The organism is Lachnoanaerobaculum gingivalis (assembly GCF_003862475.1).
GTDB classification, from domain to species: domain Bacteria; phylum Bacillota; class Clostridia; order Lachnospirales; family Lachnospiraceae; genus Lachnoanaerobaculum; species Lachnoanaerobaculum gingivalis.
The window spans coordinates 87,798-103,630 of record NZ_RRCO01000002.1 but is presented as its reverse complement, the minus strand read 5'-3'; the positions used below and the strand labels follow the sequence as shown (position 1 = coordinate 103,630).

The following is a 15,833-nucleotide window of genomic DNA, read 5'->3' as shown; positions in this document are numbered from 1 at the left end:
ATTATTTTAGTTTAAATAATGTTGAGAGTACTCCTCTTCCAAGGCTTGCTCCCAGATTGCCTCCCAGGCTTGAACCGAATTTTCCGCCTGATTTTCCTAAAGTTTTACCTATTTGTCTTCCGATAGTTCCTGCAGCTGTACCTGCCACAGCAGCTACCCCCTTCTTTATGGCATTCTTTTTCTTTTTTTCTTCCTTTTCGGCTTCTTTAGCCTGCTTTTCGGCTTCCTTTTGTGCCGCCTTTGCCTGCTTTTCTGCCTCTTTTCTTTCTATTTCAACCTGTTTTTCAGCTTCTTTTCTTTCTATCTCAGCCTGTCTTTCCTCTTCCTGCTTTTGTGAAATTTCCACTTGCAGTCTCTGTAAAAATTCATATGCAGAGTCTCTATCCACCATATCTTTATATTTCCCTGCCAAATCCGACATTGAAATAACTGCGGCTCTCATCATGTCATCAATTGCCCCGAGATATGACTGTGGTGGAAGTACCTTAGCCTTTCTTACCATAGCAGGTGCACCGTCATCCTCTATAAATGATACTACCGCTTCACCTATACCCAAATTTGTTATAATTTCAGCCGTATCAAAATCAGGATTTACTCTGTAACTCTGTGCTGCAGCCTTTATACCTTTTTGCTCTGCAGGTGTATAAGCTCTGAGTGCATGCTGAACCTTATTACCTAGCTGCGCCAGTACCTCATCCGGTATATCACTTGGGTTTTGTGTTATAAAGTATACTCCGATACCCTTTGATCTTATAAGTTTTACTACCTGCTCTATCTTTTGAAGCAAAGCCTTTGGAGTATCTTTAAATAAAAGATGTGCTTCATCAAAGAAAAATACCATCTTAGGCTTGTCAAGATCTCCAACCTCAGGCATTATCTCAAAGAGTTCAGCCAGCATCCAAAGCATAAAAGTTGAATATATTACCGGATCGTTTATGATAGTTGTTGCATCAAGAACATTTATCATACCTTTGCCGTCCTTGGTAACAAACCAATCATTTATATCAAGTGCCGGCTCACCGAAGAATATATCTCCGCCCTTATCTCCAAGAGCTACAAGACCTCTCATTATGGCATTAACACTTTGAGGTGCTATATTTCCATACTCCGCCTTATAGTCTGCGGCATTTTCACTGACATAGTTGAGCATACTCTTTAAATCTTTTAAATCAATAAGAAGTAATCCCTCATCATCAGCTATCTTAAATATAATATTCAGTATATCCGTCTGAATCTGATTAAGGTCAAGAAGCTTTGCCAATAGCATAGGTCCGAACTCCGAAATTGTGGTTCTGAGAGGTAATCCCTTCTTCCCAAATATATCCCAGAAAACTGTAGGATATGCTTTAAAAGAAAAATCTTCTCCCATACCAAGCTCGGCAACTCTTTTAGTTATACTTTCTTTTTCTTCACCCGGCTTACACATACCTGATAAATCACCCTTTATATCAGATAAAAATACCGGAACTCCGGCGTCTGAAAATGATTCCGCCATTACCTTTAAAGTAACTGTTTTACCTGTTCCTGTAGCTCCCGCAATCAGTCCATGTCTGTTTGCATATTTTGATTTTATACATAATTTGGCATCACCGTCACTTGCCACCCATATTTCATTGTCTTTATACATAGTATCTCCTAAAATTTCACTTTATACTTATATTCTATCCCAACTTTCTTATTATAACAAGTGAATATAATATTTTAATACAAAAAGAGCCGATACTTAAAGTATCGACTCTCTTTGACCGCAAAAGCGGCTTCCGTCTGTACACTAAATAAACTTTCGTCTATTAATTCTATTTATATTAAATCTAAGCTTATATTATTTTGAATATAATGTTACAAGCTTCTCAAGATATGAGAATCTTTCCTTAGCATCTTCCTCATTCTTCTCGAAGAGTTTAGCTGCTCTCTCAGGATCCTTGAGTGCAAGAGATGAGTAACGAACCTCACCCTTAAGGAACTCTTGGTAATCTCCTGTAGGTGTCTTTGAATCAAGAGTAAACTTGTTCTCAGCATCAGGGTTGAATCTGAAGTTATTCCAGTAACCTGCCTCAACAGCAAGCTTCTCCTCTGTCATAGCCTTGCTCATACCCTTCTTGATACCATGAGCGATACATGGAGCATATGCAATAATAAGTGATGGACCCGGATAAGCCTCTGCCTCAGCTAAAGCCTTAACAGTCTGGTTGTAATCTGCACCCATAGCTATCTGTGCTACATATACATAACCATAGCTCATTGCAATACTTGCAAGATCCTTCTTCTTTACATCTTTACCACCGGCAGCAAACTGTGCTACAGCACCTGTCTTTGTTGACTTTGAGCTCTGTCCACCTGTATTTGAGTAAACCTCTGTATCAAATACCATGATGTTTACATCCTTACCGCTGGCAATAACATGGTCAAGACCACCGAAACCGATATCGTAAGCCCAACCGTCACCACCGAAGATCCACTGGCTCTTCTTTGATAAGAAGTCCTTATTGTCTAAAATTTCCTTAGCTTCAGCTGTATTTAACTTCTCAAGCTCAGCTACAAGTTTATCTGTTGCTGTACCGTTGAGTGCACCTACAGTAAATGTATCAAGGTATTCCTTAGCTGCAGCCTTAAGATCATCTGAACCGTTCTCTGCGATAGCCTCTACCTTTGACTTAAGTCCCTTTCTAATAGCCTCATTTGCAAGGAACATACCGTAACCGAACTCGGCGTTGTCCTCGAACAAAGAGTTGGACCAAGCAGGACCATGTCCCTTATCATTTACCGTATATGGTGTTGAAGGTGAAGAGTTACCCCAGATTGATGAACAACCTGTAGCATTTGCGATATACATTCTGTCACCAAAGAGCTGTGTGATAAGTCTTGCATAAGGTGTCTCACCACAACCTGCACAAGCACCTGAGAACTCAAGTAAAGGCTTCTTGTACTGTGAACCCTTAACTGTTGTCTCCTTAAACTTGGCAATAACCTCAGCCTTCTCAGGTGTAGCTGTTGCATAATCAAACCACTTCTGTCTATGTACATTCTCCGGCATACTCTCCATAACAAGAGCCTTCTCGCCCTTCTTACCGGGACATACATTGGCACAAGAACCGCAACCTGTACAGTCAAGTGCTGATACGGCTACTGTAAACTTGTAGTTTGGCATACCTGTCATCGGAAGTATACTCATTCCCTCAGGAGCATTATTTGCCTCATCCTCTGTAAGAGCAACTGTTCTGATAACAGCATGAGGACATACATATGAACAGAATCCACACTGTATACAGTTATCACTGTTCCAGATAGGCATATTTACGGCAATACCACGCTTCTCATATGCAGCTGTACCTACAGGTGTTGTACCGTCTGCATAGTCAACGAATGCAGATACAGGAAGGTTATTACCCTCTTGCGCACTTACAGCTGTCTGGATAGTATTTGCAAACTTGATTGCATCCTCTCTACCCTCTGTATGCACTGCATAGTCAAGACCCTCATCCTTTGCATCAGCCCAGCTTGCAGGAACCTCTACCTTATGAACATTCTTAGCACCCTCTTCAATAGCTGCCCAGTTCTTCTTAACTACGTCCTCACCTTTTCTTCCGTAAGTCTTCTCGGCAGCCTTCTTCATAAGGTCAATAGCCTGATCCTCAGGAATAATTGCTGAAAGCTTAAAGAATGCTGACTGAAGAATTGTGTTAATTCTTGTAGGTCCCATACCTGTAGCAATACCGATCTTTACACCGTCAATTGTGTAGAAGTTAATCTTGTGATCGTGGATATACTTCTTAACCTGTCCCGGGATATGCTCTTCAAGCTCTGCATCCGACCATGTACAGTTAAGTAAGAAAGTACCGCCGTCAACAAGTTCCTGTACCATATTATACTTTCTGATATATGCAGGGTTATGACATGCTACAAAGTTTGCCTTACGGATAAGGTATGTTGACTTAATAGGCTTCTTACCGAAACGCAAGTGGCTCATTGTAATACCGCCTGACTTCTTTGAGTCATAATCAAAATATGCCTGTGCATATAAATCTGTGTTATCACCGATAATCTTGATAGAGTTCTTGTTAGCACCTACAGTACCGTCAGCACCAAGTCCCCAGAACTTACAGTTTGTAGTTCCCTCAGGTGTTGTAACAAGTGCAGGTCCCGGATCAAGTGAAAGATGTGTAACATCATCATTGATACCGATAGTAAATCTCTTCTTCTCTGTGTTATGGAATGTTGCAACGATCTGAGCAGGTGTTGTATCCTTTGAACCAAGACCGTAACGACCGCTGAATACAGGAACGGCATCAAACTTTGTTCCCTTAAGTGCTGCAACAACATCAAGCCAAAGCGGCTCACCGAGTGAACCCGGCTCCTTTGTTCTGTCAAGAACCTGAATTCTCTTAACACTGTCAGGGATAGCGTTAATAAGTGCCTCTGCACTGAAAGGCCTGTAAAGTCTAACCTTAACTACTCCGACCTTCTCACCCTGCTTTAAAAGATAATCAATTGTCTCTTCTATTGTATCGTTAACTGAACCCATAGCGATGATGATTGTCTCAGCATCAGCAGCACCATAGTAGTTAAATAATTTATAATCTGTACCGATCTTAGCGTTAACCTTATCCATATACTCCTGAACGATTCCGGGTAATGCATCATAATAAGGATTGCTTGCTTCTCTTGCCTGGAAGAAGATATCAGGGTTCTGTGCTGAACCTCTCTCTACAGGACGGTTCGGATTAAGCGCATTCTTTCTGAAAGCAGCTATAGCATCCATATCTGCCATATCCTTAAGGTCCTCATAATCCCAAGATTCAATCTTCTGAATCTCGTGTGATGTTCTGAATCCGTCAAAGAAGTTGATGAAAGGAACTTTACCCTTCAACGCTGATAAGTGTGAAACAGGTGTTAAATCCATAACCTCCTGAACTGATGATGAACAGAGCATTGCCGCACCTGTCTGACGACAAGCGTAAACATCTGAATGATCACCGAAAATACTAAGTGCATGTGTTGCAATAGCACGTGCAGAAACGTTAATAACTGCCGGAAGCTGCTCACCTGCTATCTTATAGATATTTGGGATCATAAGAAGAAGGCCCTGTGAAGCTGTATATGTTGTAGTTAAAGCTCCAGCTGAAAGAGAACCATGAACTGCACCTGCAGCACCTGCCTCTGATTGCATTTCTGTAACTTGTACAGTCTGGCCGAAAATATTCTTTCTACCCTCTGTTGCCCACTCGTCGGTGTGCTCCGCCATGACAGATGATGGTGTTATCGGATAAATTGCAGCAACATCAGTATACGCATATGATGCATGAGCAGCTGCCTGATTACCATCCATGGTCTTCATTTGTCTCTTAGCCATTTAATTCCTCCTACTAAGTAATTCTTTATAATATTTATAATAATAAAATATTAGTTTTTCGTATCTCATTATACCAATTTAAAAAATATTTGCAAATAATTATGTATGTATTTTGTGTACTATTCTTAGTACAACAGCTTTTGTTTCCTTTTTTAAACAATAAAACCTTTAAAATCTTATTTTAAGGTCAATTATTCATGGTCGTAGTGCTTACCGCCCCAATACATTGTCTTTGCAACTTCCGCCTTCGGCCCTAAGTTCACGTCTTCCATAATCCATTTATAAAATTCTTCAAAGCCGGTTCTGTCAACTATATATCCGACATGCTCTTTACCGTCAGGTGCATTCGGATCAATATATTTTTCAACATATGAATATGCATTTTTTACAATCTTAAGAATACTGTCTTCATCCACCCATTTAATAAAATCCTCAGCCATTCTTGGATTTTTCTTTCCGGTTCTGCCAAGTAAAACCAGTCTGTAGTACTTCTCCTTACTTCTTGTCCATGCTCTTGTAGGGCAGACTGTAATACATACACCGCATCCGATACATTTTTCCGTGTTTCTTACTATCTTTCCGTTAACAACTTTAAGAGCATCCACACTTTTAGCCTTACATCCCTTTACACACGCCTCACATGTAACACAGCGGTCAGGGTCATACTGCGGTTCCGTCATACCCATAATGCCGAAATCATTCATACGAACCTTGGCGCAATCATTTGAACAACCTGTAAATGCAACCTTGAAATGTAGATTATTAGGGAAAATCTGCTTTTCCATTTTTCTTGCAAACTCTGTAGTGTCGTAATTTCCATAAGGGCAAAGTCTCTTACCCGGACAGGCAACTACATTTCTTGTTCCTGAAGCTGCATATCCCGTATCTCTCTTTTCCTGATTCGTTCCCTCATTATCGATAATAAGCTGTATTTCTTTATTTACGGCATCCATATCCGATATTTTGATACCAGGAATCTCAACGCCCTGACGATTTGTAAGAAAAATGCTTCCGTTTCCGTACTTATCCGCAACTTCTGCAATTCTCTTTAAACTCTCGGCATCTATATATCCACCTGGCATTCTTATTCTGGAAGCTGTCTCACCGCGTACCTTAGAAACACGAAAGGCATTTTTTTTAAGCTTTTTTACATTAATATCCATCTTTACCTCACTAATCAATCAAAGACTTACTGTCAACATAATTAAATACCGGTCCGTCAAGACAAATATAAGTATCATTAACCTTACAATGTCCACATTTACCGATACCGCAGCACATCTTTCTCTCATATGAAACCCAGATGTTCTCCTCCTTAAAACCAAGCTTTAAAAGCTCTATTACCGAAAACTTCATCATTGCAGGAGGTCCGACTACCACAGCCTGTGCGGTTTCAATATCTTTTAATTTAAGTTCCGGAATGAACTTTGTTACAAGGCCGACATTTCCTGTATAGCCTTCTGCTTCCTTATCCATTGTTAAAATAAGATTCATTTGAGATTCCCATCTGATAATATCGTCTCTAAAAAGCATATCATCAGGGCTTCTGAATCCGAGTATTACATGTTTATCCTTTGAATCTTTACTTTCACCAAGCGCGTTGATAACTCCGCGTACAGGAGAAACTCCGGTACCTCCGGCTACAACCACACATTCTCCGTTAATATATTTATCAACATCAAATCCGTTACCGTACGGACCTCGAAGAAGCAGGGTATCACCGATATAATTTTCAAAAACCTCATCAGTAACTCTTCCCACCTTACGGATAGTCAAATCTATACTGTTTTCTGTTATTCCGCTTACGGAAATAGGTGCCTCACCGAATTTTGGGATTGAAACTTCAAAGAACTGTCCCGGCTTTACATCACCTTTAAATTCAAGCCTGAATGTGTATTCTTTCTCTGTATGTTTAATAACATCTAAAATCTTTGACGGAAAAGGAATATAAGGATTATTTCTCATTCTGCACCTCCAATGTCTTAGCTGTTACTTTATTTATTATATTTGAAAATGAGATATACTCAGGACATACGGTGTCACATCTTCCGCATCCTACACACATATTGTAGCCGAATCTCTTTTTAAAATCATATATCTTATGCATGGTTTTAAATCTCATGCGCTCACCATACTTTTTCCTGTATTCTCCACCGCCTGCAACATTTGTATATCCGTCTACCATACATGAAGCATTGACTCTTCTTCTTTCTCCAACTCTGCCGTTATCTGTATAATATACATCCTGCATTGTGTAACAAGTACATGTAGGACACACATAGTTACATCTTCCGCATCCTATACATCTTGTGTTATATTCCTCCCACATATCGGATGTAAATATTGAAAGAGGTACGCTGTCAGGCAATTGCACTCTTGTTTCATTTTCAGTTACAAATCTTGGAGTAATATCCTGCTCTTTTAAGGCGTTATTTGTAAATACATCTTCAAGAACACTGTCTTTTAACTGACAATGAAACCGGTTGTCTATATAATCCACAGAAAAACTGTAATCCAAATCATCTGCACGATTTGTACCCATATCTACACAGAAACAGTCCTCATATGAATGAGCACAACCCATAAGAACAAATTTCACTTTATCTCTGATTCTTGCATAAAAATAATCTTCTTCTCTTCCATTGTGAAGATATATCTGATCAAGCCTTTTTAACGCATTAAGATCACAGCTTCTTAAAAATACCAAAACCTCTCTCTCGTCTATTTCAGACTCTTTTACATCATTTTCCGTAAAGAAAAACAATGTCTGTGACAGAGGTGTCAAAATCTCCTTAAATGAATAATCGGATTTTTTATCAAGCTCGATCTCTGAAGCCTCTTTTACAAAATCATATCTTACTACGTCGGTATCTGTAAACCTTCCTTCTCCCACCTTGAGCACAGGTGCGTAAATACGGTAGCTTTTTGATAATTCCTCAATTACTTTATTGAATCCACCGGGTAAAAATATATAACCCCTTTTCCCCATACTTTCTCCTTTATTACTGCACTATCTTCATCGATACGGTAAAGCTTAATCATATTTAAACTCTAAATACCGATGCATAGCCAAACTTCAATACATATTGATAAAACTTTATCACTGTATACAAAAAATTATAACACGAAATTTGAAAATATCAATTCTAATACTACATTGATTTGCACGAATTATTGCATATTTTTACATACAAAAAGACTCATACTCTGAAAACCGTTTTCAATAAGTATGAGCCTTATATTATTTAAATCTGCAAAATCTGTTTGTATTATCATTACCTAATATCATACATGTCAAAAAAGAGAGCGTCGGGTCTTCAACAGTTTGTTACATGCAAACAGCCTCTAAAGCCTTATAAATAAAGGGTTTTCTGTGTCAAATTTCTTTTATTTTATTGTTGTATTTTGTTGTATTATATGATATAATGAAGTATGAAACTTTGGTATGACAAAAAATCGAAGGATCCTACTTATTTTATTCAAAGAGGAATCCGAAACGGAAAAAAGACTACTACTAAAAATGTGGTTCGCATAGGAAAACATTCCGAACTTCTAAAAACTACCGCTGACCCTCTGGCTTACGCTCTTGATGAGGTCAAAAGATATAATGAGGAGTTAAAAAACAATAAATCGGTAGCTTTAGATTTTAAGTTTGACTTTAATGAAAAAATCACCTATCAAGATGATTTAGTATCTAAGTCTAAACTTTTAAACATAGGATATTTTTTCCTTCAGCAAATTTACCATGATCTTAAGATTGGTGCCTTCTTCAAAAATATAATAAAAGATACTAGAATACAGTTTGACCCAAATCTGGTAAATAGATTCCTAACTTATTCTCGTATACTTAATCCTGACTCCAAGCTAGGTACTCATCAGAATCTTGTTAGCTTTTATGAGCAACCCACATTTGGTTACGAACACATTCTTCGTACACTTGACATCATGTATGATCATTACGATGAGTATATTTCTCATCTATATGATGCAAGTACGAAATTAATAAAGAGAGATACCTCGGTATGTTTTTTTGACTGCTCAAACTATTACTTTGAAATAGAATCAAATGACGAAGATTATATTGATCCGGTAACCGGTGAAGTGACTAAAGGTCTACGAAAATATGGTGTGAGTAAAGAACATAGACCAAATCCTATTGTACAAATGGGACTATTTATGGACAAAGATGGAATACCACTATCTATGTGCATTACTTCCGGTTCTGATAATGAGCAAACTACTGCTATTCCTTTAGAACAAAAGCTAATAACTATGTTTAAGGGCAAAAAGTTTATTTATTGTGCTGATGCCGGTCTTGGGTCTTTAAATATCAGAAATTTTAATTCTATGGGTGGCAGAGCTTTTATTGTTACTCAATCCATAAAGATGCTTTCTAATACGTTAAAAGAAGCTATTTTTAGTGATATTGATTATCGCCTATTATCTAATGATAAACCTGCAACTATTCAGCAAATGAAAGATTTTGATATGTTTGATAAAGTTAATGCAGAACTGTACGATGATAGGATATACAAGATAATCCCTGCTGATAAGGCATTTGACCTTGGACTTTATGAAGAAAAGGCATGTAAGAATGGTACTATTAAGAAAGTTAAGTCAAAGGCCGTAGTTCCACAAAAAATCATTGTCTCATTCTCAAGAAAAATGATGGAATATCAAAGATTTATACGAAATCGCCAGATAGAAAGGGCTAAGAAGCTCCTTACTAAGCTGGATCCCGAAACCTATAAAAAAGGGGCAAATGATATAACTCGTTTTATAAAACGAACCACATCAACATCCTCCGGTGAAACAGCTGTAGATACCTACGAACTTAACCAAGAAGCCATAAATGAAGAAGAAAAGTATGATGGATTCTATGCAGTGGCAACAAATCTTGAAGATTCAGTTAAGTATATCTTAGAGATTAGCTCAAACAGATACAAGATAGAAGATTGCTTTAGAATAATGAAAACCAATTTTTCAGCCAGACCTGTATCTCATCAAAATAGAGAGCGAATAGTAGCACACTTTATGGTCTGTTACACAGTTCTTTTAATATATAGGATTCTGGAAAAGAAGCTGGATATGTATGGAACGCATTTCACTGTAGAGAATGTTATAGAGACTTTGAACAATATGCAGGTAGCTAATTTAGAAGATGTATGCTATATGTCAACATATGATAATTCACAAGTACTAACATCATTAAATGCTATCTTTAATCTAGAATTGGACAAGAAATACTATCAGCCAAAAGATTTAAATAAAAAAATAAAAAAGATTTCAACTTGAACTTTCCATACAACATTTTTTAGATACTTAAAAAAGTGGCTAAAGCCTTGTAAATACAGGGTTTTAAGCCACTTTTCTATTCTCAAACTGTTGAAGATGGGATATTGATAAAACTTTATCACTGTATACAAAAAATTATAACACGAAATTTGAAAATATCAATTCTAATACTACATTGATTTGCACGAATTATTGCATATTTTTACATACAAAAAGACTCATACTCTGAAAACCGTTTTCAATAAGTATGAGCCTTATATTATTTAAATCTGCAAAATCTGTTTGTATTATCATTACCTAATATCATACATGTCAAAAAAGAGAGCGTCAAAAGTATAATCAATATAGTTATTTTACCAAATACAGGATATATAAAATTGTCGAGTAACAAATGTGAAAAGGCATCTCTTATAATTCTGTGAAATGCAAATATCGGCAAGCTGTATACACCGAATCTTTTTAATATATTTGTCAAAAAATTCTTCTTTAATGATGTTGCTACAAATATAAAATAAGAAGTACTCAAGGCATACAGCATATATATAATTCTAAGCGGGTTTAATACACCCTTAAATATAGGCAATATGTTTCTTTCAGCTATGCGATATCCCCAGGGTCCGTAGAAAATCAAAGTATAAAATCTGATATATTTAAAGAAAACCAAAAAGCCCAATACACAAAAAGCACCTATTCCAAAAAAGCGCATATTTATTTCTTCAAAAATCGAAGTCTTACTTACAGATGAGTATTTTTTATACAATATACCGATATAAAAGTACGGAGCAAAAGATACTACCCTGTCTAAAGATAAAAAATCATCTATTCTCACCTGCCAATTCATGTTAAGCATTGAAAAAAACGTAAAAAATACTGTCAATACCGTTACATATATTGTAACAGCATCATAAGTTAATTTTTTCTTATTCAACTTCAAAAATAACTCCAAAGGATATAGTGACAATCTGAAAAAAATAAGCGCCGATATATACCAAGGTGTAGATGATTCATGTAAAAAATCGGGAATTATATTCCTGTCTCCATAAAATAACAGATCACTTATATGCAATAATATCTTCATCATTAAAAATAACATTATAAGAGGAATAACAGATTTTAATTTAGTCCCCTTCCTTTTCCATGAATCATAATAAAGATATCCGGATAAAAATATAAATGCAGGCATATGAAAGCTGTAAATAAAGAAAAAAAGTTTATTAAAAAGTGCATATTCTCTTTCTTTTACAGGCAAAAGAAAATGTCCGAATACCACAAGAAAAATCAATACACCTTTAAATATATCAAGTCTGTAATTCCTTTTTCTGTGTTTGCCCGTATCAGTACTCATATCTCACCAACTTTCCGTTAAATTTGTTTAAAAATCAAAAAGTATGTAAGCTTTCAGCTTTCAGGCTTACATACTTTTTATCTTATAATTTCCTGTAATTATCCAATAACATTTTTAAATCAGCAATATCTTCAAGTAATTTCTTACCTATATCAGTATCCTTTACAAACATTCGATATACATCCTTTTCAACTATCTCCGATTCCGATTTAATGTCGGTATTGTTTATCAAGACATCTTCTACCGAAGTAAAAGGCGTATGCGCCTTAAGTCTCAGCCCGTGAGAATTAAATATCAAAGTATATCCTGCAATTCCCGTAGTCTTATTCATAGATCGACAGAAACCTCCGTCTATTACAAACAGTCTCTCATTTGCACGTACAGGATGTTCACCGTCAAGCGCATGAACCGGTGTATGTCCGTTTATAATATGTGAATGCGTATCATAAAGGCCGAACTCGTGTAAAATCTGAATACAAAAGCTTTCATCATAGTACTTGCTGTAATATGGATTTGATTTTTCCTTCCAAAAGCTCTTATCTTCAATATAATCACGCTCAAAAGTTTTTACTTTTCTACCGCATAAGGGAGATTTCTCACCACCCCATAAAAACCACATAAAATCAACATCATCCTGACTCGGATTATCCGTATAGGCGGCTCTGGCTTTTTCATCACATATATCAAACAATGCTTTTCCATGATAGCATTTACCGTTTATACAAAGCATATCAAATATTCCGTTTTCATCTACAGGAACACAACCGTGATATATAAGATTCCTGTTGTAAACATTGTACATTCCGCCTTTATCATATAAAAACTTTATATGATTATTTAATCTCTGACCTGATACAAAACTTCTATGAAGCTTCAGCATAATTTCATTTTCCTCGGCAGTAAGTTCATAAGGATTTTCCTTATTTAATGTCGGGAATATATTTGTCTTCAGTTTGGCCTTCACTCCGTTAACAGTTACAAATCCTTCATCAAGGTCTATATGCTCTAAAAGCAGTCTGTCATCCATGCCGTATTCAGGATGCCTTTTTATAAGTTGTCCTTCCAGCTTAAAAAGTATCACTTTTATTGCGGCAAGTGCAGCCTGTATTGCGTCTTCAATACCGTACTTTGACATTCCGAAAAGCATAAGATGTCTTAAGCTGATACCGTAAGCGTTCTCAAGAATTTCTACATTTCCGTACTTTAAATTATTCCTGATAACATTACAAATACATGCATCATTTCCACATGCGGCTCCCATCCAAAGAATATCATGATTTCCCCACTCAATATCAAGAGAATGATAATTCATAAGTAAGTCTATTATCTTGTCCGCATTACCGCCACGGTCAAAAATATCACCTACTATATGAAGATGATCGACTGCAAGCCTTTTTATAAGTGTAGAAAGTGCGATTATAAATTCATCGGCATCATCAAGATCTATAATAGTCTGCAATATATGTCTGTGATAGCTTACTTTATTTGTGTCTTCATTTTTTTGTGCATGCAAAAGCTCATCAATGATATATGCATAATCTTCAGGCAAAGCTTTTCTGACTTTTGATCTCGTATATTTGGATGATAATAACTTTGCAAGCATTATAAGATAATTCAGCGTCATCGAATACCAGTCATTATCTATTCTGTCAATTTCCGCAAGCATAGTCATTTTCTCTCTGGGATAATATATGAGAGTACATAGTTCCTGCCTGTCAAACTCGGACAATGTTTCTCCTAATATAATATCAACTTTTTCTTTTATTACTCCGGAGCAATTGTTCATTATATGCAAAAAAGCTTCATATTCTCCATGTATATCACTTAAAAAGAACTCTGTACCCTTAGGCAGATTTGTTATTGCAGACAGATTTATAATCTCTCTTATAACTGCCTGACTTGACGAATAATTTTGTTTCAGAAGTTTTAAATACTTTACATTTTCCTTATCCCTATTCATAAATTATCCCCCCATATTATATTAATTCTCCAGTTTCTCCACAGTCTCTTCAGTTTTTGCAGCCTCAGTTGTAGTCAGCTTCTCAACAGTAGGTTCGGCTGTGGTTTCCTTCGCCTTTGTACTCTCTTTTGCTTTAGTACTTTCCTTTGCTTTTGTGCTTTCTTTAGACTTAGCCGAAGTCTCTTCCGACTTGGTACTCTCCTTAGTTTCCTTCGCCTTAGTAGACTTTTCTTCGGTACTTAACTTTTCTACGGTGCTTTCACTACTTCCTGAATCTTTTTTCTTTGTTGTACTCTCTGAGGTCTTTTCTTGAGTGCTTTCAGCCTGAGTTGAAGCTGCACTTGTAGTTTGATTTACATGAGCACTTGATATGCTTTCCGTACTTGATACGCTACTTTCATTACTCTTTGAAGCGGAGGTTTCCTCGCTCTCGGGGTTCACCTTTATCTTGGCAGGTTTTCCCTTATATGTTGAATTGTGGAAAGGCTCTTCCTTTACCAACACACCGTCTTTTTTTACAATATATGTAGTTGCCCATCTTGAGCCCTTTTTTGCCTCGATTACAACAACCTGCTTTCCCTTTTTCAAACTCTTATCTTCAATATACTCGGGAACCGGAGGATTTAAATCCGATATCTTCTTTGATGACATTTCAACAGTAACACCTTCTTCCAAAATAGGAATTCCTATAATTGAACATGTAAGTGTTTGTCCGGTAAGTACTGCTCGAATGGCAATAGCGGTGTCGGATGTATTTATAAATTTCATATCCGGACCTGCATATCCGTCATAGCTTACCATAGCATCTTCACCCGGAGTTACATAACTTGGCTCAAATGAATGTGCATGTCTCTCAGTTGTCTTCAACCCTGAGAAAATAACCGCATTGTAAAGAGTTGATGAAACCTGACATACACCACCACCCGGCTCTTCCGATAAAACACCGTTTACATAGGCTCCTGCAGGCTTGTATCCTCTCTCAAGCGTTCTGTTACCTGTAGTATTGTTGAAAGAGAATTCCTCTCCGGGCTTTATTATAAGTCCGTCAAGTGCTTCGGATGCGAGTGAAATATTCGTGTTTCTGTCCTTATTATCTGTAGTCTTTGTAGTAAATGTACCTATTACCTTGTACATCTCCTTTGCTTTTGCTGCCGAAATACTTGCTTTTACTTCATTTCTGACACCGGAAATATCAGCCTCAAAATTCTTGCGACTCAAATATGACTTAAGATCCGACTTAAGCCTCTCTTCATCAATAAGATAGCCGTCACTTTCATCAGCATATGTAAAGCTCTTTGTCTCCTTGTTAAATCCTGATATAGACCCGTTTACAGGATTGATATTCCATTTTTCCTTTGCTTTTTCCACCAATGAATCTATATCGACATCATCAAAGTTTATTTCATAATGTGAAGCGGCATTGTCAACATCTGCATATATCTCATTTAAAAGTTTTGTTACCTTTGTATCCAAAACATTGTCAAGTACCATGCTGTCACTTAAATCATCACCGATATGTACAGTTAATTTCCACGGATATACTTTGTCTATGGCCGCTTTTGCCTCCGACATTTTCATTCCGGTAATATCTATCTCATCAATAGTTATCTGCTTTTTTAATTTTTCATCTGCAATTTCCGTAGTCACCTCAGTGCCTTCAACTTTTGATGACTTCAAAAACTTTCCGACTTTTTGTAATCCCGATATGGCAAGTAATACCAATATAATAAATGCCGCAACAAGAACAGCTACCGCTCTCATATTTATATCAGCCATATAGCCTCTTTTTTGCGATCTCTTTCTTGCTTCTCTTACTCTTTCCGAGCCTGTTTTTTTACTGCTGTTTTGTTTATTTAACATTTCAATTCCTTATAAGATGTATT

At 36.8% G+C, this 15,833-nt stretch carries 9 protein-coding genes; 1 reads left to right on the top strand and 8 read right to left on the bottom strand.

Annotation, left to right across the window (positions count from 1 at the left end; all coding sequences use genetic code 11):
• Position 1: 1 nt before the first annotated feature.
• The 5 genes from EHV10_RS04735 to asrA form a co-directional block, all read right to left on the bottom strand.
• Positions 2 to 1,627, bottom strand: a complete 1,626-nt coding sequence (locus EHV10_RS04735) for a helicase HerA-like domain-containing protein (protein ID WP_128673667.1) — start codon at positions 1,625 to 1,627, stop codon at positions 2 to 4.
• Between the two features lie 195 nt (positions 1,628 to 1,822).
• Positions 1,823 to 5,350: a pyruvate:ferredoxin (flavodoxin) oxidoreductase gene (gene nifJ / locus EHV10_RS04730; protein ID WP_128673666.1), complete on the bottom strand. Its 3,528-nt coding sequence runs from the start codon at positions 5,348 to 5,350 to the stop codon at positions 1,823 to 1,825.
• A gap of 191 nt (positions 5,351 to 5,541) precedes the next feature.
• Positions 5,542 to 6,513: a sulfite reductase subunit C gene (gene asrC, locus EHV10_RS04725; protein ID WP_128673665.1), complete on the bottom strand. Its 972-nt coding sequence runs from the start codon at positions 6,511 to 6,513 to the stop codon at positions 5,542 to 5,544.
• A gap of 10 nt (positions 6,514 to 6,523) precedes the next feature.
• Complete coding sequence (asrB, locus tag EHV10_RS04720) at positions 6,524 to 7,315, bottom strand: anaerobic sulfite reductase subunit AsrB (protein WP_128673664.1); 792 nt, start codon at positions 7,313 to 7,315, stop codon at positions 6,524 to 6,526.
• Positions 7,305 to 8,339 carry an anaerobic sulfite reductase subunit AsrA gene (gene asrA / locus EHV10_RS04715; protein ID WP_128673663.1) on the bottom strand — a complete coding sequence of 345 codons (1,035 nt, stop codon included), beginning with the start codon at positions 8,337 to 8,339 and terminating at the stop codon, positions 7,305 to 7,307. Before asrA ends, asrB begins: the two co-directional genes overlap by 11 nt.
• A 443-nt stretch (positions 8,340 to 8,782) precedes the next feature.
• Here asrA and EHV10_RS04710 point away from each other — a divergent pair, with 443 nt between their 5' ends.
• Positions 8,783 to 10,645, top strand: coding sequence for an IS1634 family transposase (locus EHV10_RS04710; protein WP_128673328.1), 1,863 nt, complete (start codon positions 8,783 to 8,785; stop codon positions 10,643 to 10,645).
• 259 nt (positions 10,646 to 10,904) lie between these two features.
• On the opposite strand, the gene EHV10_RS04705 is transcribed toward EHV10_RS04710, so the two are convergent.
• From EHV10_RS04705 to EHV10_RS04695, 3 genes are all read right to left on the bottom strand, one after another.
• The gene (locus tag EHV10_RS04705; RefSeq protein ID WP_128673662.1) at positions 10,905 to 11,990 is read right to left on the bottom strand and encodes an acyltransferase family protein; all 1,086 of its coding nucleotides are present in this window, start codon (positions 11,988 to 11,990) and stop codon (positions 10,905 to 10,907) included.
• An 82-nt stretch (positions 11,991 to 12,072) separates the two neighbouring features.
• Positions 12,073 to 13,950, bottom strand: a complete 1,878-nt coding sequence (locus EHV10_RS04700; RefSeq protein ID WP_128673661.1) for a fructose-1,6-bisphosphatase — start codon at positions 13,948 to 13,950, stop codon at positions 12,073 to 12,075.
• Positions 13,951 to 13,971: 21 nt separating this feature from the next.
• Positions 13,972 to 15,810, bottom strand: a complete 1,839-nt coding sequence (locus EHV10_RS04695; RefSeq protein WP_128673660.1) for a VanW family protein — start codon at positions 15,808 to 15,810, stop codon at positions 13,972 to 13,974.
• Between the last annotated feature and the right edge of the window lie 23 nt (positions 15,811 to 15,833).

What these genes read in the sequence shown, in the direction of transcription:
- nifJ (WP_128673666.1), bottom strand. Translation starts at nt 5,350, where the DNA reads ATGGCTAAGAGACAAATGAAGACCATGGATGGTAATCAGGCAGCTGCT.
- asrB (WP_128673664.1), bottom strand. Translation starts at nt 7,315, where the DNA reads ATGAGAAATAATCCTTATATTCCTTTTCCGTCAAAGATTTTAGATGTT.
- EHV10_RS04710 (WP_128673328.1), top strand. Translation starts at nt 8,783, where the DNA reads ATGAAACTTTGGTATGACAAAAAATCGAAGGATCCTACTTATTTTATT.
- EHV10_RS04695 (WP_128673660.1), bottom strand. Translation starts at nt 15,810, where the DNA reads ATGTTAAATAAACAAAACAGCAGTAAAAAAACAGGCTCGGAAAGAGTA.
- EHV10_RS04705 (WP_128673662.1), bottom strand. Translation starts at nt 11,990, where the DNA reads ATGAGTACTGATACGGGCAAACACAGAAAAAGGAATTACAGACTTGAT.
- EHV10_RS04735 (WP_128673667.1), bottom strand. Translation starts at nt 1,627, where the DNA reads ATGTATAAAGACAATGAAATATGGGTGGCAAGTGACGGTGATGCCAAA.
- asrC (WP_128673665.1), bottom strand. Translation starts at nt 6,513, where the DNA reads ATGGATATTAATGTAAAAAAGCTTAAAAAAAATGCCTTTCGTGTTTCT.
- EHV10_RS04700 (WP_128673661.1), bottom strand. Translation starts at nt 13,950, where the DNA reads ATGAATAGGGATAAGGAAAATGTAAAGTATTTAAAACTTCTGAAACAA.
- asrA (WP_128673663.1), bottom strand. Translation starts at nt 8,339, where the DNA reads ATGGGGAAAAGGGGTTATATATTTTTACCCGGTGGATTCAATAAAGTA.